At 56.8% G+C, this 25,260-nt stretch carries 20 protein-coding genes; 8 read left to right on the forward strand and 12 right to left on the reverse strand.

The features are described 5' to 3' along the window. Positions 1-357: 357 nt before the first annotated feature. The 3 genes from katG to ACR0MQ_RS21505 all read right to left on the reverse strand — a co-directional run bounded on the left by katG (position 358) and on the right by ACR0MQ_RS21505 (position 4,856). Entirely contained in the window at positions 358-2,559 is a 2,202-nt protein-coding gene (gene katG / locus ACR0MQ_RS21495) for a catalase/peroxidase HPI (RefSeq protein ID WP_170773803.1), read from the reverse strand. Positions 2,560-2,980: 421 nt separating this feature from the next. Continuing rightward, positions 2,981-3,964, reverse strand: a complete 984-nt coding sequence (locus ACR0MQ_RS21500) for a glycosyltransferase (protein WP_170773801.1) — start codon at positions 3,962-3,964, stop codon at positions 2,981-2,983. 46 nt (positions 3,965-4,010) lie between these two features. Next, complete coding sequence (locus tag ACR0MQ_RS21505; protein WP_480610735.1) at positions 4,011-4,856, reverse strand: SDR family oxidoreductase; 846 nt, start codon at positions 4,854-4,856, stop codon at positions 4,011-4,013. Positions 4,857-4,944: 88 nt separating this feature from the next. On the opposite strand from ACR0MQ_RS21505, the gene ACR0MQ_RS21510 reads away from it, so the two are divergent. Beyond that, positions 4,945-5,577: a class I SAM-dependent methyltransferase gene (locus tag ACR0MQ_RS21510; protein ID WP_170470938.1), complete on the forward strand. Its 633-nt coding sequence runs from the start codon at positions 4,945-4,947 to the stop codon at positions 5,575-5,577. Positions 5,578-5,633: 56 nt separating this feature from the next. Here the strand turns inward: ACR0MQ_RS21510 and ACR0MQ_RS21515 are convergent, their stop codons facing one another. Both ACR0MQ_RS21515 and ACR0MQ_RS21520 read right to left on the reverse strand, forming a co-directional pair. After that, positions 5,634-6,620: a sterol desaturase family protein gene (locus ACR0MQ_RS21515; RefSeq protein WP_480610739.1), complete on the reverse strand. Its 987-nt coding sequence runs from the start codon at positions 6,618-6,620 to the stop codon at positions 5,634-5,636. 25 nt (positions 6,621-6,645) lie between these two features. Further along, a complete protein-coding gene (locus ACR0MQ_RS21520) occupies positions 6,646-7,401 on the reverse strand; it encodes a class II aldolase and adducin N-terminal domain-containing protein (protein WP_480610742.1) in 756 nt (251 codons plus the stop codon). 119 nt (positions 7,402-7,520) lie between these two features. Here ACR0MQ_RS21520 and ACR0MQ_RS21525 point away from each other — a divergent pair, with 119 nt between their 5' ends. The 5 genes from ACR0MQ_RS21525 to ACR0MQ_RS21545 all read left to right on the forward strand — a co-directional run bounded on the left by ACR0MQ_RS21525 (position 7,521) and on the right by ACR0MQ_RS21545 (position 13,232). Next, entirely contained in the window at positions 7,521-8,396 is an 876-nt protein-coding gene (locus ACR0MQ_RS21525) for a LysR family transcriptional regulator (RefSeq protein ID WP_170773794.1), read from the forward strand. A 156-nt stretch (positions 8,397-8,552) separates the two neighbouring features. Then, positions 8,553-10,355 carry an adenine deaminase gene (ade, locus tag ACR0MQ_RS21530; RefSeq protein ID WP_480610745.1) on the forward strand — a complete coding sequence of 601 codons (1,803 nt, stop codon included), beginning with the start codon at positions 8,553-8,555 and terminating at the stop codon, positions 10,353-10,355. Next, complete coding sequence (locus tag ACR0MQ_RS21535) at positions 10,352-11,815, forward strand: AMP nucleosidase (protein WP_480610748.1); 1,464 nt, start codon at positions 10,352-10,354, stop codon at positions 11,813-11,815. Before ade ends, ACR0MQ_RS21535 begins: the two co-directional genes overlap by 4 nt. A 130-nt stretch (positions 11,816-11,945) precedes the next feature. After that, on the forward strand, positions 11,946-12,233 hold the full coding sequence (locus ACR0MQ_RS21540; RefSeq protein WP_010442901.1) for an HU family DNA-binding protein: 288 nt from the start codon (positions 11,946-11,948) through the stop codon (positions 12,231-12,233). 111 nt (positions 12,234-12,344) lie between these two features. Further along, entirely contained in the window at positions 12,345-13,232 is an 888-nt protein-coding gene (locus ACR0MQ_RS21545) for a DMT family transporter (RefSeq protein WP_480610751.1), read from the forward strand. Here ACR0MQ_RS21545 and ACR0MQ_RS21550 read toward each other — a convergent pair. Further along, positions 13,208-13,729 carry a glutathione peroxidase gene (locus ACR0MQ_RS21550; protein WP_480610754.1) on the reverse strand — a complete coding sequence of 174 codons (522 nt, stop codon included), beginning with the start codon at positions 13,727-13,729 and terminating at the stop codon, positions 13,208-13,210. The two genes, ACR0MQ_RS21545 and ACR0MQ_RS21550, sit on opposite strands and share 25 nt — an antisense overlap. Positions 13,730-13,872: 143 nt before the next feature. Between ACR0MQ_RS21550 and msrB the strand changes: the two genes are divergently transcribed. Both msrB and msrA read left to right on the forward strand, forming a co-directional pair. Continuing rightward, positions 13,873-14,322, forward strand: coding sequence for a peptide-methionine (R)-S-oxide reductase MsrB (msrB, locus tag ACR0MQ_RS21555; protein ID WP_480610756.1), 450 nt, complete (start codon positions 13,873-13,875; stop codon positions 14,320-14,322). Next, a complete protein-coding gene (msrA, locus tag ACR0MQ_RS21560; protein ID WP_170773782.1) occupies positions 14,319-14,831 on the forward strand; it encodes a peptide-methionine (S)-S-oxide reductase MsrA in 513 nt (170 codons plus the stop codon). The genes msrB and msrA overlap by 4 nt, the downstream gene beginning before the upstream one ends. A gap of 24 nt (positions 14,832-14,855) precedes the next feature. Here the strand turns inward: msrA and ACR0MQ_RS21565 are convergent, their stop codons facing one another. The 6 genes from ACR0MQ_RS21565 to gltB form a co-directional block, all read right to left on the reverse strand. Next, a complete protein-coding gene (locus ACR0MQ_RS21565; RefSeq protein ID WP_480610759.1) occupies positions 14,856-16,859 on the reverse strand; it encodes a hydantoinase/oxoprolinase family protein in 2,004 nt (667 codons plus the stop codon). A gap of 62 nt (positions 16,860-16,921) precedes the next feature. Then, positions 16,922-17,959: a tRNA epoxyqueuosine(34) reductase QueG gene (queG, locus tag ACR0MQ_RS21570; RefSeq protein WP_480610762.1), complete on the reverse strand. Its 1,038-nt coding sequence runs from the start codon at positions 17,957-17,959 to the stop codon at positions 16,922-16,924. A gap of 75 nt (positions 17,960-18,034) precedes the next feature. Next, positions 18,035-18,700, reverse strand: coding sequence for an FtsZ-binding protein FzlA (gene fzlA, locus ACR0MQ_RS21575; RefSeq protein WP_170470958.1), 666 nt, complete (start codon positions 18,698-18,700; stop codon positions 18,035-18,037). Positions 18,701-18,758: 58 nt separating this feature from the next. After that, complete coding sequence (mtgA, locus tag ACR0MQ_RS21580) at positions 18,759-19,499, reverse strand: monofunctional biosynthetic peptidoglycan transglycosylase (protein WP_170773776.1); 741 nt, start codon at positions 19,497-19,499, stop codon at positions 18,759-18,761. A gap of 38 nt (positions 19,500-19,537) precedes the next feature. Further along, positions 19,538-20,458 carry a Hint domain-containing protein gene (locus ACR0MQ_RS21585; protein WP_480610766.1) on the reverse strand — a complete coding sequence of 307 codons (921 nt, stop codon included), beginning with the start codon at positions 20,456-20,458 and terminating at the stop codon, positions 19,538-19,540. A 186-nt stretch (positions 20,459-20,644) separates the two neighbouring features. Next, positions 20,645-25,177 (reverse strand): glutamate synthase large subunit, encoded by a 4,533-nt coding sequence (gene gltB / locus ACR0MQ_RS21590; protein ID WP_480610769.1) that lies wholly within the window; start codon positions 25,175-25,177, stop codon positions 20,645-20,647. Between the last annotated feature and the right edge of the window lie 83 nt (positions 25,178-25,260).

A 25,260-nucleotide genomic window follows, 5' to 3' on the forward strand; every position in this document is an offset into this window, starting at 1 on the left:
ACCGTCTCTCCGATGCGTCTCAACCGTCTCTCCGGCCCGTCTCCGCCGTTCCCAGCGTCCCAGCAACCGCCTCAGCAGCGCCGGTGAAGGGGTATTTACGGATTAGGTCTAAGACCTGCAACCCCCATTTTGAAAAAACTTCACATTTCCGCTCGGTTTCTTCTCCATCTTAATGAAAACAATATGTTAGCTTCATAATTTACCCCACAAACCTGCTAAAAAGAAACTCACAGCAACGAAGTGGACGACCTTTCAGCGGAATCATACCCAATGCTCGGTAGGCAACCTAAACTCGGGCGAATGAAAACGCCGCCCGAGTCTCCTCGGGCGGCGCAATTCACCGCGGTTGTCACAGGGTTAGTTCAAATCATATCGATCCGCGTTCATCACCTTGTTCCAGGCCGAAACGAAGTCACAGACAAATTTACCGCCCGCATCGTCCTGACCATAGACCTCGGCCAGCGCCCGCAACTGCGAGTTCGACCCAAAAACCAGATCCGCGCGGGTACCTGTCCACTTCACTTCGCCGCTCGCCCGATCACGACCCTCGTAGACGCCATCACCTGACGGCTTCCACTCGGTACCCATATCCAAAAGATTCACAAAGAAATCAGTGCTGAGCGTACCAACCCGGTCGGTGAGCACTCCATGAGAGGTACCACCGAAGTTTGCGCCCAGCACCCGCATCCCACCGACAAGTGCCGTCATCTCAGGCGCGGACAGTGTCAGCAATTGCGCCTTGTCCACCAGCAGAGCCTCGGCCGGAATCGAGTATTCCTTGTGCAGGTAGTTGCGGAAACCATCGGCGATGGGTTCCATCACTGCAAAGCTGTCCACATCCGTCTGCTCTTGCGCGGCATCGGTGCGGCCCGGGGTAAAGGGCACGTCAACGTCATGGCCTGCGGCTTTGGCTGCCTGTTCGATGGCTGCAGCGCCACCTAGGACAATAATATCTGCCAAGGAAACTTTCTTGCCACCAGACTGTCCATCATTGAACGCAGCCTGAACCCCTTCCAGCGCACCCAGCGCGTTAGACAGTTTCAGCGGCTCGTTGACCTCCCAATCTTTCTGCGGGGCCAGGCGAATACGCGCACCGTTGGCACCGCCACGCATGTCCGATCCGCGGAAGGTTGAAGCCGAAGCCCACGCGGTCGACACCAGATCCGAAACCGACAACCCGGTTGCGAGTATCTTTGCTTTGAGATCGGCCACATCGGCGTCGTCAATAAGCGCATGATCGACGGCAGGGACATTGTCTTGCCATATGAGCTCTTCGCTCGGAGCTTCTGCTCCCAGATAACGCGCACGTGGACCCATGTCGCGGTGGGTCAGTTTGAACCAGGCGCGAGCGAAGGCGTCGGCGAACTCTTCCGGGTTTTCGTGGAAGCGTTTCGAGATCGGGCCGTAGATCGGATCCATGCGCATCGCCATGTCGGCGGTGGTCATCATGGTCTTGACCTTCTTGGACGGATCATGCGCCGCCGGCGCCATGTCTTCGACTTTCACGCCGACCGGTTCCCAGATCCAAGCGCCCGAGGGACTTTTGGTCAGGTTCCAATCATAGCCGAACAACAGATCGAAATAGCCATTGTCCCACTTGATCGGGTTCGCGGTCCACGCGCCTTCAATGCCCGAGGTGGTCGTGTCGTCACCCTTGCCGGTTCCGAAGTCGTTGATCCAGCCAAAGCCCATATCCTCGATCGGGGCGGCTTCGGGTTCGGGGCCGACCAGGTTGGGGTCGCCCGCACCATGCGCCTTGCCAAAAGTGTGGCCACCCGCGACCAGAGCGACGGTTTCCTCGTCGTTCATTGCCATCCGACCAAAGGTGTCACGGATGTCGCGGCCCGAGGCCAGAACGTTCGGCTCACCATCGGGACCTTCGGGGTTCACATAGATCAGACCCATCTGAACGGCGGCCAACGGGTTTTCCAGATCACGCTCACCCGAATAGCGGCTGTGCGGGTTCTCGGTTGGGGCCAGCCATTCGGTCTCGGCACCCCAATAGATGTCTTCTTCGGGTGCCCAGATGTCTTCGCGGCCACCCGAGAAGCCAAAGGTCGTTCCACCCATGGATTCAATCGCGCAGTTGCCCGCCAGAATATAAAGGTCAGCCCAGGAAATCTGGTTGCCGTATTTCTGCTTGATCGGCCACAGCAGACGGCGCGCTTTGTCCAGGTTGCCATTGTCCGGCCAGCTGTTCAGTGGCGCGAACCGCTGATTCCCTGTCGAAGCGCCGCCGCGGCCATCCGCCGTCCGATAGGTGCCAGCCGCGTGCCACGCCATGCGGATAAACAAGCCGCCATAGTGACCATAGTCCGCAGGCCACCAGTCCTGCGAATCTGTCATCAGCGCGTAAAGGTCTTCCTTCAGCGCCTTCAGGTCGAGCTTTTTGAATTCTTCGGCATAGTCGAATGTCTCGCCCATCGGGTTCGATGCAGGGCTATGCTGATGCAGAATCGACAGGTTCAGTTGGTTCGGCCACCAATCCCGGTTGGACCGGGCCTCGGCGCCATGCATTACCGGGCATTTGCCCATATTGGGGGTATCACTTCCGTCCATATCGATCTCCAGTACTGGCTAGATGTGTGCGTCGCGCGGTTAAATTTGAAACGAGAAACAGGGGTCTTGAGTGTTTTTGCGCTCGTCCTTGGCATGGGCATTCCGCGGGATCGCGCGGATCGGCCCTGCCTTCATTGTTGGAAATAGCATTAACGACTCGTTCTTTCTGTTTGGATTTAGATTTAGCAAATCCAAGCCATTCACATAAGTTTTGTTTTTCGATGATATCGATAACTCAAAACTATCACTTGAACGTCTTCGCGCAGCCGGACGCTAAAGCACGCGATTGCATTTTCACCGTTGGGCTTCAGCTTGACTCGCAATTTGAGCACGTGGGGGTGGCGACGCAAATGGATCTACGATGCTGACTGCTGTGAATTGCCTGACTGGCGCCAGCGTCAAGTTGTCTGTCGACACAGGTTCAGTGGCCACTGACTTTCTTATAAAGGGCTGATTTGTAGCCAAAGGGAATTCCCAATACGCCGACCAGCCACCCAGCCGTGCGGGCGATCTGGATCAACCGTCGATCCGGTTGGAACGGAAACAACAGGATTGCCACCAGCAGTGCCACCAGCCGCAAGGGGGCGCTCAGGAAGCCCAAGATCGCCTTTGTTGGCTTTTGGTCAAGCTTGCGCCGCATATGCGTGTTGGACTGGTCCCGCCCCCGAGCTGCCTGATACCAGAACGAGAGACGCTCGGGTGGAATGGTTTCATACACGAACGCATCATGCACCCAGCCCACAGGTAATCCGGCGGCAACGGTCTCGGCGTAGAACTTTGCGTCCGTTCCGCCCGTCATCCGCATGGTCTCATCGAACCAAAGCCCGGTTTCGCTGAACAACCTCGTCTCGCCCAGCCAGTTGTTGGTCACGATGGTAACACCGCCGGTATCGTTCAATGTCGCCTTCCTGGCGGCGGCGTTTTCCTTGTCGAGATATCGATTGCTGATGTTGCGCAGCATCAGCCGCTGCATTGCGGTTTCCTGCCCAGTCGGCCCTGCGGCGCGGAGCGGCGCACCCAACAACACAGAGGAACTCTTGCGATAACCGGCAACCAAACTCTCAAGCCAATCGGATGCCACCACTTCATCATCATCAACAAAACAGAGTAGATCCGAACCCTGTTCAAGCGCCTCGCGCGCTGCACGGTTGCGCCCGAAAGGAATGCCAGGCTCGGTTTCAAGGACATAATCCAGACCCGCCCCGTTGGGCAGAACAGCCCCCGCTGCCCGCACGGTATCCTCGCTAAGAGGTGAACTGTCGTTTTCGACCACAAGGCATCGCACTGAGCAATCAGGCGGCAGCTTCATCTCGCCCCAGCTCTCGATCAATGCAGCCAGCATTTCGGGGCGCTGCCGGGTGAGAGTAGAAACCGTAATCTTCAGGGTGGCTGAGCGATCCTTCATCGCATCCCCATACTACCTGCATCTGTTTCTTGACAAGGCGCAGTGATCACGAGGGTTCCATCAACGCTTCTAACCCAACCCGGTAATTTGGGTAGAGCAGTGAGATACCCAACTCTTCTTTAATCCGATCATTCCGAACGCGTTTGTTTTCATCGTAAAAACTACGGGCCATCGGAGTCAGATCAGCCTCATCAAACGGCACAGCAGGCGGTAACGGCAGTCCCTGCAGCTCGGCCGCATAGCCGATCACATCCTGCGGTGGCACCGGTTCATCATCGCAGACATTGTAGACCGCGCCCGGATTGGGTTTGGCCATCGATGCGATCAACACCTGCGCGATATCATCAACGTGAATACGCGAGAATACCTGTCCCGGCTTAATGATCCGTCTCAGGCCACCTCTCTTGAGCTTGGAAAACGGTCCACGCCCCGGCCCATAAATCCCAGCCAATCGGAATGTATGTAACGGGAGGTCCGGGATATCTGCCCACTGCGTTTCGGCACGCACGCGCCACCGACCTCGTTCGGCGGTAGGTTCGGGCGCGGTGGTCTCATCCACCCAACCCCCATCGTGATCACCATAAACCGCAGTGGTCGACAGATACCCAACCCATTTGAATTGCCCGGCGCGGACGGCAATCTCATCGCGCAACTCTGCCAATACAGGGTCACCATCTGCTGTAGGCGCGGTTGAGATCAATACATGTGTGACACCTTCCAGGTCAGGCCGTTCCCCCGGCCAGACAATCGGCTCGGCTCCCGACGCGCGAATGGTCTCAATTTGCTTTGGATCGCGCGAGGTTCCGATGATCCGCCAGGATGCTGGATCAAGTCGCTTCGATGTCGCTCGGGCAGAATAGCCGTGGCCGAATGAAAAAAGTGTCTGAGTCATAGCTACTTTGATGATCCGCCCGGCCCGGGGATGCAAGCGCCGGATGGACGCACTTGATTCGAATCCTCTGATGCGCCTTCATTGATGTATGAGCAACAAAACACCCGATCTACGCGCCGCCTATTCCTTGAAGTCGCCTGAAGAGAACAAGCGTCTCTACGCTGAATGGGCCGGAGACTACGACGACAATTTTGCCGCACTGGAAGACTATCAACTCCACATCCACACAGCGCGCGCTTTCGTTGCTGCCGGTGGTCAGGGGCCGGTATTGGATGTTGGAGCGGGAACGGGGTTATGTGGTGCAGTTTTGGCGGGGCTGGGCGTTGGCCCGATTGACGCCACTGATATAAGTGCTGAAATGCTGGATCAGGCGATGCGCAAGGATATCTACCGAGACGCGATCGAGGCCGATCTGAATCAGGGCCTGCCCGTCCCGCGTGACAGCTATGCAGGCGTGGTTTCCTCCGGAACGTTCACACATGGCCATCTGGGGCCCGAGGCTTTGCCCGCGCTCTTGCGGGTCGCGCGTCCCGGCGCACAATTCGCACTGTCAATCAACGCAAAGCACTTTGAGGCACTGGGGTTTTCCTATGCATTCGGCGCTCTCGAGGCTGAACAAATCAGCAATCTGTCATTTGCCGAGGTGCGTATATATGGTGAGCTAGCCGCCGGCCCCAACAAGGATGACATTGCTTTAATCGCGCTGTTCGAAAAGGGCTGATCAGACACTAATCACCGCGATTTTGACTATGTCCGGACCTTCGCAGCATTAGACACCTAGGTATACATCTGCTTCTTATACGCCCGAGTCCGTGTTGTCGCCTCAGCTGAGCCGTCGTGATAGGTCCCGAACCACTTGTCGAACGGAATCTCAGAAGTGCCATAGTTGCACTCGAAATACCGGTGATGAAGCTGATGGAAGAAATCTCCTGCCCGCGCTGCGTCCGTCTCGCCAGCCTTTAGCTTTTCAAAGCCCGAATGGGACAGAACCGGGCTGATCTGCTGAAAGTAAACATGAAACAACAGATGCAGCGGGTGCGAGGGCACGATCAGATGGATGAAGTAGGTCGAAAAATAAAGCAGGTTTTCATACCAGTGGTTCGATATCCCTGACCACGGCCCGATATTGACGTTGCGGTGATGCACGGCATGGACGTGTTTATAGAGTTTCGGGTGATGCTCCAACCGATGGACCCAGTAGAAATGCAGCCCGGACCACATCGGAATCAGCAGCATCCAGATCACGAACCAGACCGGCGCTGCGGCCCAAGTTATGACTGGCACGTAGCCGTTCGCCATCGCCCAATAGATTATCCATTGATAGACCGTGGCCACAGTCATCGCGCTGCCCAAGGTCCACCAGATATTATCCAAAACCTGGTTTCGAAAAGTGAATGAACCGTTGCTCCGAGTCAGGTCCCGACGGTCAAACTTTTTATACATGCCCTGCGCTTTGCGCATGTAAAGCCACCAATGCAGGCCTCCAGCAACCAGGATCTGAGGGAGCATGTTCAATAGCCAAACGCGGAACATCCAACCAGGCGCGAAGGATTGCATAGTCTCTAATGCAGGCAAAAACGCAAGATATGCAACCATTGCCAAGGCCATGCACAGAGTCAGCGACGTAAGCGGCAGCCAAGCCCCTCTGTACCAACGCAGGATCTCTGCGGGGCGCGGCGGCCAGTTGAACAAAGGATTCAGACCGACCGGACCGTCGGGGCGGTAATTCCAGCGGGCGGCTTCTGCATCATGAACGTCAGTCATGGCTGAAACTCCTTAGAGGGGGTATTTAGGTTGCGTAGTCCGAGCCTTCGGCATCCAAGACTGCTTTAATTTCGCGCAGATGCGCCTCGGCCTGACCGGGATAGTCATCCAATTCCTGTGCGGTCTTTTCCGCAATTTCGTCGGACAGAATGCGCAAGGGCTGGCCAGTTTGAAGCGCACGGATGTAAGTTTCGGCGGCGCGTTCAAAATAGTAGAGTCTATTAAAGGCATCTGCAGGGCTGTCACCGATCACCAGAACCCCATGATTGCCCATGATCATAACCTTTTTCTTCGGGTCTGACAGCATCGAAGCACATCGTTCACCCTCGCTTTCGAACGCCAGACCGCCGAATTCCTCATCGATCACATAGCGATTGAAGAAGGTTGCGGTATTTTGATCAATCGGCGGCAGGGTGCTGTCCGCCAGTGAGGCCAGAACCGTCGCAAAAATCGAATGCACGTGCATCACACAACGCGCATGGGGGCAATGGCGGTGGATTGATCCGTGCAACCCCCATGCCGTCGGGTCCGGCGCTCCGGGCTGATCCATGACATTATTGTCGTTGGCATCCAGTAGCAGCAGATTTGACGCTTTGATCCGCGAGAAATGCATCTGGTTGGCATTCATCAGAAACTGCGTGCCGTCTGCATTGACCGCCAGGCTAAAATGGTTCGCCACCCCTTCATGCATGTTGAGACGCTCGGTCCAGCGGAAGGCTGCGGCCATATCAACACGTTCGGACCAATGATCAATGTTGGGGCGCAGGTTGGTGACGCTCATACCGGACTCCTTCGTGGGGCGATTGGGGCATTGGGTAAATCGTGCCTGCACTGCAAAAGTTTGACCAACGAAAAAAACACACCTAATTCATAAGTAAAACTACTGGCGGAGTTATGCATATGCGGAAACCACTTCCTCCTCTGGGTTGGCTGCGCACATTTGAAGCAGCAGCCCGTCACCTGTCGTTTACAGGTGCGGCACGGGATCTGAATATGACGCAAAGTGCGGTTAGTCAGCAGGTCAAATCGCTGGAGGGGTATCTGGGCCAGCCGTTGTTCCTGCGTCGCCCGCGCGCACTGGAACTGACCGAAGCAGGCATCACCTATCTGCCGGTTGTGCGCGAAGCTTTTCGGACGCTTGTAAGGGGCACTCAGGCCGTCACGGGGGCGCAACAAAACGCGGTTCAAGTGCAGAGCAACATAACATTTGCCGTCAACTGGCTGGCGCCGCGTCTTCCCCGGTTTCGGAAACTGCACCCGGATGTGCATTTGAACATCTTCACCGAGCTGTGGGAGCCACGCGAAATGGCTGAGGGTGCGGCGGTCGAAATTCGATATTCGCTGCGTCCGGCCGACACGGTGCGCACAGAACTATTGCAGACCGATCACTATTATCCCGTCTGTGCTCCGGGCTTCAAGGTAACACTTGAAACCTTGCAAAGGCAGCCTCTTTTTGATTGTTCGAACTTGCTGTCGAATTGGGAGAGCTGGATCACGGAACAGGGTCTAACTTGGGAGAAACCGCAGGTTACCTATTCAACAACCTATCTGGTCAGCCTGTCAGTCGCGATGGCTGGAGGCGGGTTGTGCCTGGCCCATGACATGATCGCCAAACGCCTACTTGACGAAGGTCGCCTAATTGCGCCGTTCTCTCACCGTGCCGCCATGCCCGAGGCATATTATTTGCTGCTGTCACCTCAAGCTGAGGAAACCCCCGGCGCATTGGTTTTTGTTGACTGGCTGCGCTCCGAAATCGCAGCCGACACTCAAAGCTAGACCGGGACGCTCCCGCCCATCCTCAATGCCCTTTGGGCATTTCCTCTGGTTGGGCGTAGCAGCGCTGGCGCGCTGCGGTTGGCATGAATTGTGATGATTGGATGATACCTTACCGGTGGGGGTTGCACCTTTTGCTTCATTCGTGAAAGTTGGGCCATGGAATACACTCCCTTCCCAAATTGGCCCGATACCACCCCTCGTCTTATCGCTGTTGCTGCAGGCCGCGAAGCTGCCGATATGGTGATCCGCGGCGGTATCTGGGTGAATGTACACAGCCGAGAAGCCCTGCCGGATCATGATGTCGCCATCGCTGCGGGACGCGTGGCCTTTGTGGGTCCGGATGCCTCCTATTGCATCGGTCCTGAAACTCAGGTCATCGAGGCAGACGGCCGGTATATGATTCCCGGACTTTGCGACGCGCATATGCATATCGAATCGGGCATGCTGACGCCTGCAGAGTTTGCCCGCGCAGTCATTCCACATGGCACCACCTCGATGTTCACCGACCCGCATGAGATCGCCAATGTGCTTGGCCTTGAAGGCGTGCGCCTGATGCATGACGAAGCGCTTATGCAGCCCGTGAATATCTTTACCCAGATGCCGTCCTGCGCACCTTCGGCACCGGGCCTGGAGACCACAGGATATGAGATTACAGCCGAGGATGTGGCTGAAGCGATGTCGTGGCCCGGCATTATTGGGTTGGGAGAGATGATGAACTTTCCCGGGGTCATACATAGCGACCCGAAGATGCTTGCGGAAATTGCTGCCACGCAGCGAGCGGGAAAAACAGTGGGCGGGCACTATGCATCGCCTGATTTAGGGTCTGATTTTGCAGCATACGTCGCTGGTGGCCCCGCTGATGACCATGAAGGCACCTGCGAGGACGATGCCATTGCTCGGGTCCGTCAGGGGATGCGGTCGATGATGCGGCTGGGGTCTGCCTGGTATGATGTGGAAAGCCAGATCACTGCCGTGACCGAAAAGGGGCTGGATCCGCGCAACTTCATTCTGTGTACTGACGACTGCCATTCGGGTACTCTGGTCAATGATGGTCATATGAACCGTGTGGTGCGCCATGCAATCTCGTGCGGATGTGATCCTCTGGTCGCGCTTCAAATGGCTACCATTAACACCGCGACTCATTTTGGGTTGGAACGTGAGATCGGCTCGATCACGCCGGGTCGGCGAGCCGACATTTTTCTGAGTTCTGACCTGACCAGCCTGCCAATCGAAACAGTTATTGCGCGGGGCCAGGTCGTGGCTGAAAACGGAACGGTGACAGTCGACTGTCCGCATCTGGATTGGCCTGCCAAGGCACGGAACACTGTCCATCTGGGACATGAGCTGTCTTCGACCGATTTTGAGATTACAGCCCCCTCTGGCGCCAACCGCGTCATGGCTAATGTGATCGGCGTCGTTGAGAATCAAGCCCCGACGCAGGCGCTGAAGTCAGAATTGCCTATTATCGAAGGGCTTGTTGAGGGCGAAGGCCAGGTTTGCCAGATCGCGTTGGTTGAACGCCACCGCGCCACGGGTGGTGTAACCAACGCCTTTGTGTCGGGTTTTGGATATCAGGGCAAAATGGCCATGGCCTCGACCGTGGCGCATGACAGCCACCATATGATCGTTGTCGGCACTGACCGCGAGCAGATGGCTCTGGCTGCAAACCGACTAGCGGAAGTGGGCGGCGGCATCACAATCTTTCGAGACGGTGAAGAACTGGCGCTGGTTGAATTGCCCATAGCGGGTCTGATGTCCGACAGCCCAGCCGCCGAAGTTGCAGCCAAAGCCGAACAGATGGTCGAGGCGATGAAAGCCTGTGGCTGTGAACTCAACAACGCATATATGCAGCATTCATTGTTGGCCCTAGTCGTGATCCCTGAGCTGCGGATCTCAGACCTTGGGCTGATAGACGTACGCACATTTGAAAAGATTGACCTTCTGGAACCCCTTGCATGACAACGATCCAAACCCCTGACGTTCCCAACCCCGAGAAATTTACAGACCCGCTGGCCGCTGTCGCGCGATTGGAAGAGCTTTATGAACAAGCGACAAAGTTCCTGTGCGACAAGTTTGCTGACGCTCTCAAAAATGGCGCTCCTACCGAAAGATTCCGGGCGTTCTACCCTGAAATCCGGATCAGGACCTCTTCTTACGCACAGGTCGACAGCCGACTAAGCTTTGGCCATGTATCCGAACCGGGCACGCATGCGACAACGGTCACCCGGCCCGATCTGTTCCGGTCATATCTGACCCAGCAAATCGCACTATTGATCAAGAATCACGATCAGCCGGTAACAATTGGAGCCTCGGAGACCCCGATCCCGGTGCATTTCGCCGTGGCCAACAACCCGGATCTGGTGGTTCCGCACCAAGGCGCAGCCGGTTTCACGTTGCGTGATGCGTTTGATGTGCCCGATCTGAACACAACCAATGACGACATCGTAAATGGCATCAACGAGCCTGAGAACGATGCGGAGCCTCTGGCGCTATTCACCGCCCAGCGCGTAGATTACTCTCTTGCTCGGCTGTCGCATTACACCGCAACGGACCCGAGCCATTTCCAGAACCACGTTCTGTTCACAAACTATCAGTTCTACGTCTCTGAATTCGAAAACTATGCGCGCGCGCAATTGTCCGATCCCGGCAGCGGCTATACCAGCTTTGTCTCGACTGGAAATGTCGAGATCGCTGACCCAGAAGCGGCAATCGAACAGCCGTTGAAACTGCCGCAAATGCCAACCTACCACCTGAAACGCTCGGATGGGTCTGGGATCACGCTGGTCAATATCGGCGTCGGACCATCGAATGCCAAAACGGCCACCGACCACATAGCGGTTCTGCGCCCGCACGCCTGGTTGATGGTTGGTCACTGCGCCGGTCTGCGCAACACGCAGGCACTGGGAGATTTCGTACTGGCACATGCCTACCTGCGCGAGGACAAGGTGCTGGACGACGACCTGCCCGTCTGGGTGCCGATCCCACCGCTGGCCGAAGTCCAGGTCGCTCTGGAACAGGCTGTGGCCGAGGTAACTGAGTTGGAAGGCTACGAGCTGAAACGCATCATGCGGACAGGCACCGTCGCCTCCGTCGATAACCGCAACTGGGAGCTTCGCGATCAGTCCGGGCCGGTGCAACGGCTCAGCCAGTCCCGTGCGATTGCGCTAGATATGGAAAGCGCGACTATTGCTGCAAATGGCTACCGGTTCCGGGTGCCTTACGGCACATTGCTCTGTGTCTCGGACAAACCTCTGCACGGTGAATTAAAGCTTCCCGGCATGGCTTCGGCATTCTATACAACTCAGGTCAGCCGCCATCTGGCCATTGGAATCCGGGCGATGGAACACTTACGCGGCATGCCGCTAGAACGCTTGCACAGCCGGAAATTGCGTTCGTTCGACGAAACGGCCTTTCTCTGAAGCAAAAAAGCAACGAATTCCCCCTATTTTTGAGGTTTCTGGTGCTACTATTCGTTGTGTTCGGCCACAATATCCCGTTACAGTTACGCGGTGAGGCCCTATAGATCGGGCACGTTAAGGAGACCAAGAAATGGCAAAGCCTATGACAAAGACTCAGCTGGTGGCTGCTCTCGCTGAGGAAATGGGAACTGACAAGAAATCCGCAAACGCTGCGCTGGAGGCCATGACCGGCCTGATCACCCGCGAAGTATCCGCCGGTGGTGCCGTGACCCTGCCCGGCGTTGGCAAAATCTACTGCCGCGAGCGCCCCGAGCGCATGGTGCGCAACCCTGCGACCGGTGAGCAGTTCAAGAAAGAGGCCGACAAAGTGGTCAAGATGACCATCGCGAAAGCCCTGAAGGACAGCGTCAACGGCTAAATCACCGTAGACAGATCACAAGATCGAAGGGGTCGCCACCGGGCGGCCCCTTTTCCTTGCGGTTGTCGCGAAAACCGGTGACAGTCGCCCCAATTTCCCAAGGAGGCCGAAATGGATCTGCGCGCCATCGCTATGGGGCTTGTGTTTGCCCTGATCTGGTCATCGGCCTTTACCTCGGCACGGATCATTGTTGCCGATGCCTCACCCCTGTTCTCGCTTGCGCTGCGGTTTCTCATTTCCGGAATGCTCGGCGTGGCGATCGCGCGCGCCATGGGACAGAGCTGGAATCTGACGCCTACCCAATGGCGCGCCACAATCCTATTCGGAATCTGCCAGAATGCCCTTTATCTGGGTCTGAATTTCTACGCGATGCAGACGGTCGAAGCCTCCGTCGCGGCGATCATCGCCTCGACTATGCCCCTGCTGGTAGCGCTGGCCGGCTGGCTGCTGCTGGGTGAGCGGATGCGCCCGCTGGGCATCTTCGGCTTGCTTGCGGGTTTCGTTGGTGTCGCCCTGATCATGGGTAGCCGGATCAGCGCAGGTGTCGATCTGTTCGGGGTTTTGCTCTGCGGAATCGGGGCGCTGGCGCTGACCTTTGCCACCTTGGCTGTTCGGGGGGCTACTTCGGGTGGGAATTTCATGATGGTGGTCGGGCTACAGATGCTGATCGGATCAGCGGCGCTGTTTCTCGCCGCCCCAGTATTCGAGACGATCTATATCCACGCCACACTGCCTTTTGTGCTGGCCTTCACCTACACCACGCTGTTCCCGGGACTGCTGGCGACTTTCATCTGGTTCCTGCTTCTGGATCGCATCGGCCCGATCCGTGCGGCGACGTTCCACTTCCTCAACCCGGTTTTCGGCGTCACCATCGCCGCCATTCTGCTGGGTGAGAAGCTGGGCCCGCTGGATGCGGTGGGGGTTCTGATCACAACGCTGGGAATTCTTGCCGTACAGCTGTCGCGAGAACCCGGTCAGCGCAGCAGCGCCTCAACTTGATCTATCAGTTTGGGCGCGTTTGGCTTGGTGCTTGACCCATAGGTTGCGACGACCTCACCCTCTGGTCCAATGAGCACTTTGTTGAAATTCCATTTCGGGACAAAGCCGGTCTGCGCAGCAACGGCCCGATAAAACGGATGGGCATCGGAACCTTTCACTGGAGTGACATCCGTCATCGGAAGCGTAAGATCATAATTTAACTCACAAAAACTCTTGACCTCTTCCGACGACGCCAGCTCCTGTTTGAACGAATTCGACGGGACAGCCAGTACCACCAGCCCGCGTTCTTCATATGTTTCGTGCAGCTCCTGCAACGCCGCGTATTGACCGGTAAAGCTACAAAGCGACGCCGTGTTGACCACAAGCACGGGCTGTCCGCGCCAGTCTTCCAACGACAACGTTCCCCCGTCGATTGATGAGAATTCACCCGTCAGTGGTGCCGCCTGAACGGCTTTGCCCAACAAGATCAAGACAGTCAACAACGCCATACGGAACATCTATTCACCTCCTGCTACAAAGCATACGCGCTTTGCGTTCGTTTGGATCAACTGCACAGACCCGCGAGCGGGCTGTAATATGGTTTTGATTTCTGCGCATCTATGCCCAAATAGGACATCATCACCCAAACACCGGAGGATCCATGTCCCGATATACCAAAGACCCCGAGGTCATTGCGGCCCTCTCACCAGAAGAGTTCCACGTCACTCAATGCAGCGGGACGGAACGCCCGGGCACAGGCAAACTGTTGAACAACAAGGAGCCCGGCATCTATGTTGATATCGTCTCGGGCGAACCATTGTTCGCATCGACCCATAAGTACGAATCTGGCTGCGGCTGGCCCAGCTTTACCAAACCCATCGTGCATGAGCATGTCGAAGAGTTTCGCGACACCACCCATGGCATGATCCGGACCGAGGTCCGCTCGAAACACGGCGATAGCCACCTGGGCCATGTCTTCCCCGATGGCCCGCGCGAACATGGTGGGCTACGCTATTGCATCAATTCCGCCTCGCTGCGGTTCATCCATCGCGACGATATGGAGGACGAGGGCTATGGCGAATTCCTGATCCATGTGGAGGAAATCAGATGACCGATGAACGCGCCGTTCTGGCCGGAGGCTGCTTTTGGGGCATGCAGGACCTGATCCGCAAATTGCCGGGCGTGTCCCGCACCCGTGTCGGATACACCGGCGGTGACGTACCCAACGCCACCTATCGAAACCATGGCACCCATGCAGAGGGAATCGAGATTTGGTTCGACCCGGCACAGATCACCTATCGTGAAATGTTGGAGTTCTTCTTCCAGATTCACGACCCCACCACCTTGAACCGTCAGGGCAATGATCGCGGGATGAGCTATCGCTCAGCGATCTATTACGTGGACAATGCCCAAAAACAGGTGGCAGAAGACACGATTGCCGATGTGAATGCCAGCGGCATCTGGCCCGGCAAAGTCGTGACCGAGGTCGAGCCTGTCGGAGATTTCTGGGAAGCCGAGCCAGAACACCAGGATTATCTGGAACGTATCCCGAACGGTTACACTTGCCACTTCCCGCGCCCGGATTGGGTGCTGCCCAAACGCTCCAGCGCAGCAGAATAAGGATACCGGTAGCCCCTGCGGGGGCTACCCCACCGCGACCCGAGGCCGTCCGCTGGCCTCGACCGTGACCAACGCCTCGACAAACACCTCCTGCGCCTCAATTTTTGCAGTGCGGATGTCGCGCTCGACCGTCACTCGAATATCCTCGGCCCCTGCTTCGCGCACAGCACCTTCAGCCTCACCACGCAAAGCTGTTTCAAGTACCTTCAGGGCAGCGCTTGAATCCGAGAAATCTTGTGGCCCTTCTTCCAGATGCACCCGATAGCGGCCTTCAGCGGGAGACGTGACAGTGCCTGACCGGCGCAGGGTCATCCGACCAACGACCGCTCCGATAGCATTCGCAACACCAGCGTGTTCAGGCAGGATCATATTGCAATGCAACCGCTCACCTACGGCAGGGTAATAGCTGGGTGCCGAGGCCCCTAGGCCCACCACATCGACATTCATTGCGGTATCCAGCGCGATCAATCCTCGGTGTTTGGCAAGACCACGATGGGTTAGTACGTGCCGCGCGAGTTCCTGCGGTGCAAGACCAAAACCGTCGACCTCTTCCGCAAAAGCAGCCTCTAACAAAGTCAATGAGGTTTGTTCGGTCAATTGATCAACGATCATCTGCGCCAGCGCCTCAGGTGATCTCGCCAGCGTTTCTCCAGATCCAACCCGCTTGCGTGCCATTAGCTCCAGTGCCTTGTGTGCCGCCTTAGCATCCCAGTCGTCCAGACGACCCAGAACATGGCTCGCGTCTGAGGGCGTGACACCGGAAACCTGAACAATCCCACGATCGATCAAACGCGTCAGCGCGCCATGTTCCATCCGTGTCTGCAGCAGTTTACTCAGCGCCTGCACCCCATCGCCCAGCCGGTCCAGCAAGACAGCTTCACGCGGGCCCACGCCTTCAGCCGGGATACCCGCCACCCGCCGCGCAAAACGGGTATCGTGTTCACCCACCGTTGTAGCGCGCAATTGTTCATCCAACTCTGCGTGAACAACCTCTGGTGCTTCGGCAGCGATCAACGAGACCGGAAGCACACGCCGCGGGCCAAGAAAGACACCACCCTGCAATCCTTCGGTCAAAACATGTACTTGGCTGTCCCCACCCAGACCGTGGGTACGCATCGCAACGGCTTCGACCATAGTACGGAAACCACCAACTTGCGCACCTGCGGGATCAATCGCGGGCTTTCCATCCCGTATCAACGCGACGTCGGTCGTAGTTCCACCGATATCGGAAACCAACGCGTTATCGGCATTCGTCAACCAACGCGCGCCCACAATCGATGCCGCCGGACCGCTAAGGATCGTCTCGATCGGGCGTTCACGCGCCTGTTCGGCACTCATTAAAGCCCCGTCCCCACGCACGACCATCATAGGCGCTGAAATACCTTGTTCTTTCAGTTGGTCCTGCGCCCGCCCGATCAAACGATCAATCATGCCTATCAATCGCGCGTTCAAAACCGCAGTCACAGCCCGTTTTGGTCCATTCAATTTGGCTGACAAATGGTGCGAGCAGGTCACCGGAATACCGGTTCTTTCCGCAACCACCCGTGCAACTTCAAGCTCATGCGCCGGGTTTCGGGTGGCAAATTGTGCCGCAACCGCGTAGCCAGATATGCCTTCATGAGACTTCAAGAAGGCCTTAAGTGCCTCTGTATCCAACGGCTCTTTCTCACCGCCTGCGTGATTGTGCCCACCGGACAGAACCAACGCCGGGTCTCCTTTCAGCGCATCCCGCAACCCATGCTTTTCCAGATCACTTTCCCGAAACCCGACATAAATCAGCGCGATACGCCCACCCTGGCCTTCGACCAGCGCATTGGTGGCCAGAGTCGTTGAAAGCGATGCCAATCCGATCTGATCTGGCGCGATCTCAGCTTCTGCAAGCACCGCCGAGATGGCCCGGCCAACCCCAATCGCCAAATCTGCGCGTGTGGTCAGAGACTTAGCCGAGGCAATCACCTCACGCTCATCCCGAACCAGCACCGCATCTGTATAGGTTCCGCCCGTATCCACACCCAAAGCCAGCGCCATCGGGTCCTCCATCTGTTCGCCAGCATCGGGTGTAGCGTTTTCCTACGGCGCGTCCAGCCTGTTTACGACAACCTAGACGCCGCCCAGCGCGCAGCATCAGCCACCGTCGGATCAGGATCATCGGTCAGCGCCTGAGCAACCCGCAGCAACGCCGGTACCGCCGAGTTCCCAATCGCATAAAGCACATTCCGCACAAACCGGTCCCGCCCGATCCGCTTGATCGGTGAGCCCGAAAACATCGCTCTGAAAGCCGTGTCATCCAACATCGCCAACTCTGCCAACGACGGCGCCTTCAATTCCTCACGCGCTGCATATCTAATATCGCTGGCAGCGACTGCGAACTTGTTCCAGGGGCAGGCTGCAAGACAATCATCGCAGCCATATATCCGGTTCCCCAGTAGCCCCCGCAATTCTTCATCCACCGGCCCCTTATGCTCGATGGTTAAATACGAAATACAACGACGCGCATCCAGTTGATACGGCGCTGGAAAAGCGTTTGTTGGACATGCATTCAAACAAGCCCTGCACGACCCGCAATGGTCGACCTCAGCCACGTCCGAAGGCAGGTCCAATGTCGTGAATACAGACCCTAAGAAGGCCCAATTGCCCCAATCCTGGCTTACCAGATTGGTGTGTTTACCCTGCCAACCTAACCCAGCTGCCTCTCCCAAAGATTTCTCTGGCACTGGCGCCGTGTCGACAAACACCTTCACTTCACCCCCGCCCTCAGCAATCAGCCAGCGCGCCAATCGCTTCAGGCGTTTCTTGACCAAATCATGATAATCCTTGTTCTGTGCATAGACCGAAATTGCACCCAATTCGGGATACGACAGCACTTCTGTGGGATCATGCTCAGGCGTATAACTCTCGGCCAGCATGATCACGGATCGTGCCTCGGGCCAGAGCGCTGACGGATCCCCGCGCCAATGGCTCCGCTCCGCCATCCACCCCATCTGACCATGATATCCGGCCTGCAGAAATGCCTCTAACCGCTCTGGCACCTGCGGCACGTCCCAAGGACGGCAAACCCGGCAAGCCACAAACCCCTCGGCAAGGGCCTGCTCCACCAATCGTGCCTTCAATTCCGATACGTTCTTCATCTGGCCCTAATTTTCTTCGGGGGTGAATTGGCCCAATAGGCCAAGAGGGGGCAGACAGCCCCCTTCCCCAACCTATCAGAAATCCAGATCAGCGTAATGAGGCGGTGGCCGGAATCCAGGCACCTGATCCGCCAGAATCGAGCGAAATGCAGGGCGAGACTTGATCTTCGCATACCAGTCCTTCACCGCAGCGCTCCGGTTCCAATCCACGTCCGAGATATAGTCCAGCGCCGACAGATGCGCCGCAGCAGCAAAATCGGCCAGTGTCATCTGATCCCCGGCCAACCAGCGGCGATGGTCCAGCAGCCAGGCCATGTAATCCAAATGATACTTGATCGCTTTTGCACCTTCCTTGACGTTCTTGCTGTCCGGATAACCCTGCCCGGTGACCTTTTTGTTCACCCGTTCATAAAGCAGTTTTGAGGTTACCTCGTGATGAAACTTGTCATCGAACCAGCCAACAAGACGCCTGACTTCGTAACGCGCCTCGGGCTTTTTAGGCATCAGGGGCGGCTCTGGACGAGTCTCTTCGATATATTCACAAATCGCGGCACTCTCGGCCATGATCTGACCATCCAATCGCAACACGGGGACCTTGCCCGCCGGATTGCGGCGCAAAAAGTCCGGGTCTTGTTCCCAATATCGTTCTTCGACCAGCTCAACCTCGATCTTCTTTTCAGCCAGGGATAAGCGGACTTTGCGGCAGTAGGGAGAGAGGGGAACGTGAAACAGACGCGCCATGAGCTTCCAATCGAACCAGAGAATACACCTCAGCTTTAGCCTCTGACCGGCTTGAGATTCAATCCTCGAAACACTTGGCGCGTCCATCTGCGCGGATGGTGGCCGCTCCATCAAGAATGGACGCTGCACGCCTGCGGGTTCGAACCGAAGGATCGGTAACTGATCTGTTTCGCGGCGAGGGCAGAATTGCTGCAATACGCGCTGCTTGGACCGGCGACATCTTTGCCGCACTCACCCCATAGTATTTCTGTGCCGCCGCTTCGACACCAAACACACCGGTCCCGGTTTCGGCGACGTTCAGATAGACCTCTAGAATGCGCTGCTTGCTCCAGACCATTTCGACAACCGGGGTTATCGAGGTCTCAAGGGCCTTGCGCACCCAACTGCGCCCTTGCCAAAGGAAGACATTCTTCACCACTTGCTGCGTTATGGTCGATGCGCCTCGATTGCCCCCATCTTCCAACGCGTCCCGAATGGCCTCAACATCGAAACCCCAATGCAGGCAAAAATTTGCATCTTCAGCAGCCACTGCAGATCGGGACATGACGGGTGAAATTTCTTCGATGGCGACCCAGTCACGGTCAATCTTTCCCAACCGGCGCCATTCCGACCAGATCGTATGTGTGATCGGAGGGTTCACGACCGAATAAACCAGGATCAACGCAAAAAACGCGACAGCAATACCTAAGACGATTCGCAGCCCCCACCGCCGCATCCGCGCGATGAGGCCTTGCGATTTCTTTGAGCCTGATGCCTTTTTATTCTTACCGCGTGACTTGCGCGCTGCTTTCTTTGCCATGCTTTGCTATACGCCGCAGAGGACGCATTTGAAACGGATTAATTCGACAACATTTGCCCGTCCCGCGGACGAACAACCGGGCGCGCCGTATTGACTGATGCAACACCGCGCACACTCAACTCAGGGAACAGCGCCAGAACTTCACCTTGTGTTCGTTGTTCGGCCTGGGTCAGCGCATGTCCCGGATAGTAACTTTCGCTTTTGGCCCCATTGGCGAACACGATCTCATGCCGGCGGAACAAGAGATGGATATAGTCGACCTCGCCCCCTTCCACCCGTGTCACCGTATCACCGTTCACGAGACAATGCGCTGCGATCAGAACTTCATCATGTCCAAACAGGTATTGCGCACGCCAATCGTCAATAAGCATTCGGTGTTGAGGAGAAACAACCAGCGGCTCGACAAGGCCAAACATCCCGGCCTCAAACCGAACCGGTGCCAGATTACCCTCTGCCGCTACGGTCGTCCGGCCAACCCAAAGCACCGGTTCTGCACCGCTGTCTGCTGTTGTAACAAGATCTCCGGGTTTCAGGTCTTCAGCCAGACGCGGCCCATCTGGCGTATCGATCAGTGTTCCAGGCGTAAAACAAGGTGGGCCAAGTTCGCCCGGGACAATCAGGGGGCCTTCAACATTCACAAATGTCGTCGATACCAGCGTGCCTGCCTGAAGAACCTGACCGTCTGTAGGTGTGAAAACCCGCGTGACGCCGTCCGAAAGATAGAATGTAATACCCACATAGGTGACGTCTCCGACACCGGGAACATTTATCGTCACGGTGTCTCCGGGCCAGGAATCTGATACCGTTTGCCCGGCGACAGTGTCACCGCCAAAGTCCTCAATCTCGCCATTTTCGTCCTGATCAACCAGATCAAATGTATCGACCGTGATCGCGGATCCGACGGGGGGTGGGTTTGCCGGATCGAAGGAATAAAACTGGTCTGTATAGGTTATCGGCACACCAAAACTCCGCCTCTCTCACATCATTGATTTAGGATCATGCCCGCATTTCCCGAACAAACAATGACCAAAGCTAGGCGTTCCGGACCGAATTGCACAAGGATTAGAAGCCCTGCGCATATGCAAAAGAGAACCCGGCGTGTTGGATTCGACACGCCGGGTAAACCGTTTTTGATATCGCAGATCCTATTCTGCAGGAACCGCTGCGACTTCGGTGGTCAGGGGGTGGCTTAGCTTGTTCAGCATCTCCTTGGGGCAGACCTGCAGGAAATGCGTCTTTTCGACTTCCCAGTGCTGCAAAATGTCTGCAGCCTTGCGGCTATTGGTTTCGTCGACATGGCGTTGGATCAGCGTTTTCAGTTGATCCAACCAATGCTCTACCGTGACTGGACAGGTGACCAGGGTCTCGTTGTTCAACAGCGCTTCGGCCTTGCCCTCGGGATTGTACAGATAGGCCATGCCGCCTGTCATACCCGCGCCAAAGTTCGCTCCAATGTCACCCAGGATTACCGCAACACCGCCGGTCATGTATTCACACCCGTTCGAGCCACAGCCTTCGACCACAACAGTTGCGCCCGAGTTCCGAACCGCGAACCGCTCACCCGCGCGACCTGCCGCGAACAGATGTCCGTCGGTCGCACCATACAGGACGGTATTGCCAACGATGGTGTTGTCATCCGCCTTCAACGGGCTGACCTGCGGTGGACGCACGACGATTGTGCCACCCGAAAGGCCTTTGCCTACATAATCATTGGCATCACCTGAGACTTCCAGCTTCAATCCCGGAGCAGCAAAGGCCCCAAGCGATTGACCGGCCGAACCTTGCAGTTTGACATGCAAGTGGTCGTCCTGGAACGTGTTCCGCATCCCAAAGTTCTGGACGATATGGCTGGAGACACGGGTTCCCACGGTCCGATGCGTGTTCTGGACGGCATATGACAGCTGCATCTTTTCACCGTCTTTCAAGAACCGGGCGGCATCGCGCACGATCTCAGCGTCCAGCGTATCAGGCACCGCATTTCGATCCTTATCGCGGTTGTACACGATGTTATGCGCTCCATCGACGGTGATCAGCAGCGGATTGAGGTCCAGATCGTCCAGATGCGCAGAGCCCCGGCTTACCTGAGCCAGCAGGTCTGCGCGACCGATAATCTCATCAACCGAACGCGCCCCTAGGCTGGCCAGAAGTTCGCGCACTTCCTGCGCGTAGAAGGTGATCAGGTTTACGACTTTGTCCGCGTTGCCGGTGAACTTTGCACGCAGGGATTCGTCTTGCGTACAGACGCCAACTGGGCAGGTGTTCGACTGGCACTGACGCACCATGATACAGCCCATCGCGATCAATGCAGCGGTGCCGATACCGTATTCCTCGGCCCCCATCATGGCGGCCATGACTATGTCACGCCCGGTGCGCAGGCCCCCGTCAGTGCGAAGGGTCACGCGGTCGCGCAGGTTGTTCATAGCCAAAACCTGATGCGCTTCTGTCAGGCCCATTTCCCATGGCAGACCAGCATATTTGATTGATGTCGCGGGCGAGGCACCTGTACCGCCATTGTGGCCCGAAATAAGGATTATATCCGCTTTCGCCTTGGCCACACCGGCAGCAATTGTGCCAACGCCCGACGACGCAACAAGCTTCACCGTCACCTTACAACGCGGGTTGATCTGCTTGAGGTCATAGATCAGCTGCGCCAGATCCTCAATCGAGTAGATGTCGTGATGCGGCGGCGGTGAGATCAGTGTCACACCCTTAGTCGAGTGCCGCAGACGCGCGATCAGGTCGGTGACCTTCATACCCGGAAGCTGACCACCCTCACCCGGTTTCGCACCCTGAGCGACCTTGATTTCAAGCTCTTCGCATTGGTTCAGGTATTCGGCGGTCACACCGAACCGGCCTGAAGCCACTTGTTTGATCTTGGCCGAGGGGTTATCGCCATTAGGCTCCGGCACGAAGTGTGCAGGGTCTTCACCACCCTCACCCGAGTCGGATTTCGCACCGATCCGGTTCATCGCCACATTCAGCGTCTTATGTGCCTCTGGTGACAGCGCGCCCAGCGACATACCCGGGGTGACAAAACGCTTGCGGATCGATGTGATCGACTCGACCTCTTCAATTGGCACCGGCTTGCCCAGCGGTTTGAAGTCCATCAGGTCGCGCAAATGGATCGGCGGGTTCGACTGCATCTTGGCCGAGTACTGCTTCCACAGCTCATATGAGGCTCTATTACAGGCCATTTGCATCATGTGCATCGAGGTCGCTTCCCAGGCATGGGTCTCACCTGATTTACGCGCCTTGTAGAAACCGCCGATGGGCAGCACGTCCAGACCGCTTGCCCAGCCCTTGGCGTGAATCTCTTCGACCTTGACTCGAATGCCGTGGATACCAATGCCGGAAATCCGGCTCGTCATGCCGGGGAAATACTCGGCCACCATGGCGCGGCTGAGGCCGACGGCCTCGAAATTCAGGCCGCCGCGATAAGAAGACACGACAGAAATACCCATCTTTGCCATGATCTTGAGCAGGCCCTGATCGATGGCTTCGCGATATCGCGCCACATTCTCGGTCAGGGTGCCGTCCAACAGGCCACGTTCGATCCGGTCTGCCAGAGAATCCTCGGCCAGATACGCGTTCACAACGGTTGCACCGCACCCGATCAGCACCGCGAAATAGTGCGGATCGACGCATTCTGCCGACCGCACGTTGAGCGAGCAGAAGGTCCGTAGCCCTTGCCGTGTCAGATGACTGTGTACGGCGCTGGTGGCCAGAATCATCGGCATCGCCACCTTGTCTGGCCCGGAAAGGTGATCGGTCAGCACCAGATGTCCTGCACCCGAACGCACCGCTTCTTCCGCCTCGGCGCGGATGCGGGCCAGAGCCAAGTCCAACTGACCCTCACCCGGGGCAAAACTGCAATCGATCTCGGCCAAAGGAGAGTTGAACTGCCCGACCAGCAACTCCCATTGCGCATTGCCGACAAAGGGGCTTTCCAGAACCACAATCTCAGTCTGGCTGCTATCTTCGTCCAGAACGTTCTTCAGGTTACCAAATCTAGTTTTCAGCGACATGACGCGATACTCGCGCAAACTGTCGATTGGCGGGTTTGTTACCTGGCTAAAGTTCTGACGGAAGAAATGGCTGAGCGGGCGATACTGTTTCGACAGAACAGCCGAAGGCGTGTCATCCCCCATCGAAGCAAGCGCTTCTTTGCCATCTTCCGCCATAGGGGCCAGGATCTGTTCGAGGTCTTCAACCGAGTATCCCGCAGCAATCTGGCGCTTACGCAGTTCTTCGCCCGAGAACATGGGCGCTTCGGTTACGCCTGCAAGCGTTGTATCCAGATCGTTAATCTTGCTGACCCAATCGCCAAACGGCAAGGCGCGCGATAGCTTGTCCTTGATCTGGGTGTCACGGTACAGCTTGCCCTTCTTCATATCCACGGCCAGCAACTGCCCCGGTCCAAGCGCGCCTTTTTCCTTCACCGACGCCTCGTCAATTGGGACCATCCCGGCCTCGGAACCCGCGATGACCAGACCGTCACCCGTTACAACATATCGCATGGGGCGCAGGCCGTTTCGGTCCAGTCCGGCACATACCCAACGTCCATCGGTCATCGCCAACGCGGCGGGTCCGTCCCACGGCTCCATGACTGAGTTGCAATAAGAATACATGTCGCGCCAAGCCTGAGGCAGTTCGACTGCCTGCTTGGACCAGCTTTCCGGCACCAGCATGGTTTTTGCCATCGGGGCTGAACGTCCGGCGCGCACCAAAACCTCAAAAACCGAGTCTAATGCGGCCGAATCCGAGGATCCACCTGCGATGATCGGCTTGATGTCCTCGGCATGGTCACCAAAGGTCGCGCTGGCCATGCGAATCTCATGGCTTTTCATCCAATTGACGTTGCCCTTGAGTGTGTTGATTTCACCGTTATGGGCCAGCATACGGAACGGCTGGGCCAGCCACCATTGCGGGAATGTGTTGGTCGAATAGCGCTGATGGTAGATCGCGAACGCGGATTCAAAGCGTTCGTCCATCAGGTCGGGATAGAACACCGCCACTTGTTCGGCCAGCATCATACCCTTGTAAATGATCGACCGGCAGGACAGCGAGGCCAGATACAACCCTGAGATCCCCGCGGCGGCGGCGGCCTTTTCGATGCGGCGGCGGATGACGTAAAGCTCACGCTCGAAGGTCTCTTCATCCACGCCTTTGGAGTTCGAGATCAGGATTTGTTCAATCTCTGGCCGGGTTGCGTTGGCCTTTTCACCCAGACAGGTCACATCGACCGGCACATGCCGCCAGCCGTAGATATAATACCCCATGCGTAGCACTTCGGTTTCGACGATGGTCCGGCAGCTTTCCTGCGCACCAAAATCAGTCCGGGGCAAGAACACCTGACCAACTGCGATGAGTTCGTCCATATTGGGCTCATGCCCGGTGCGACGGATCTGGTCATAGAAAAACGGAACGGGGATTTGCACATGGATACCAGCTCCATCACCGGTTTTGCCGTCAGCATCCACAGCCCCCCGGTGCCAGATCGCCTTGAGCGCATCGATCCCGGCGTCAACAACTTTGCGGCTTTTCTTGCCGTCAACAGAAACAACCAGACCCACGCCGCAGGATGAATGTTCATCTTCTTCGGAATAAAGACCATTCTCAGCCATCCACTGACGTTTGGTTTCTTCGGCCTGCACCCAATCTGCGTCAAACTTGGTCATTGGCTGTCTCCTTCTTCCGTCGGCACTCCAAGGTTTCTGAACCTTTGCGGGCGTTCATTTAGTAACGCCTGTCCTTCGGGTAG

The organism is Ruegeria sp. AN6, from assembly GCF_056540425.1.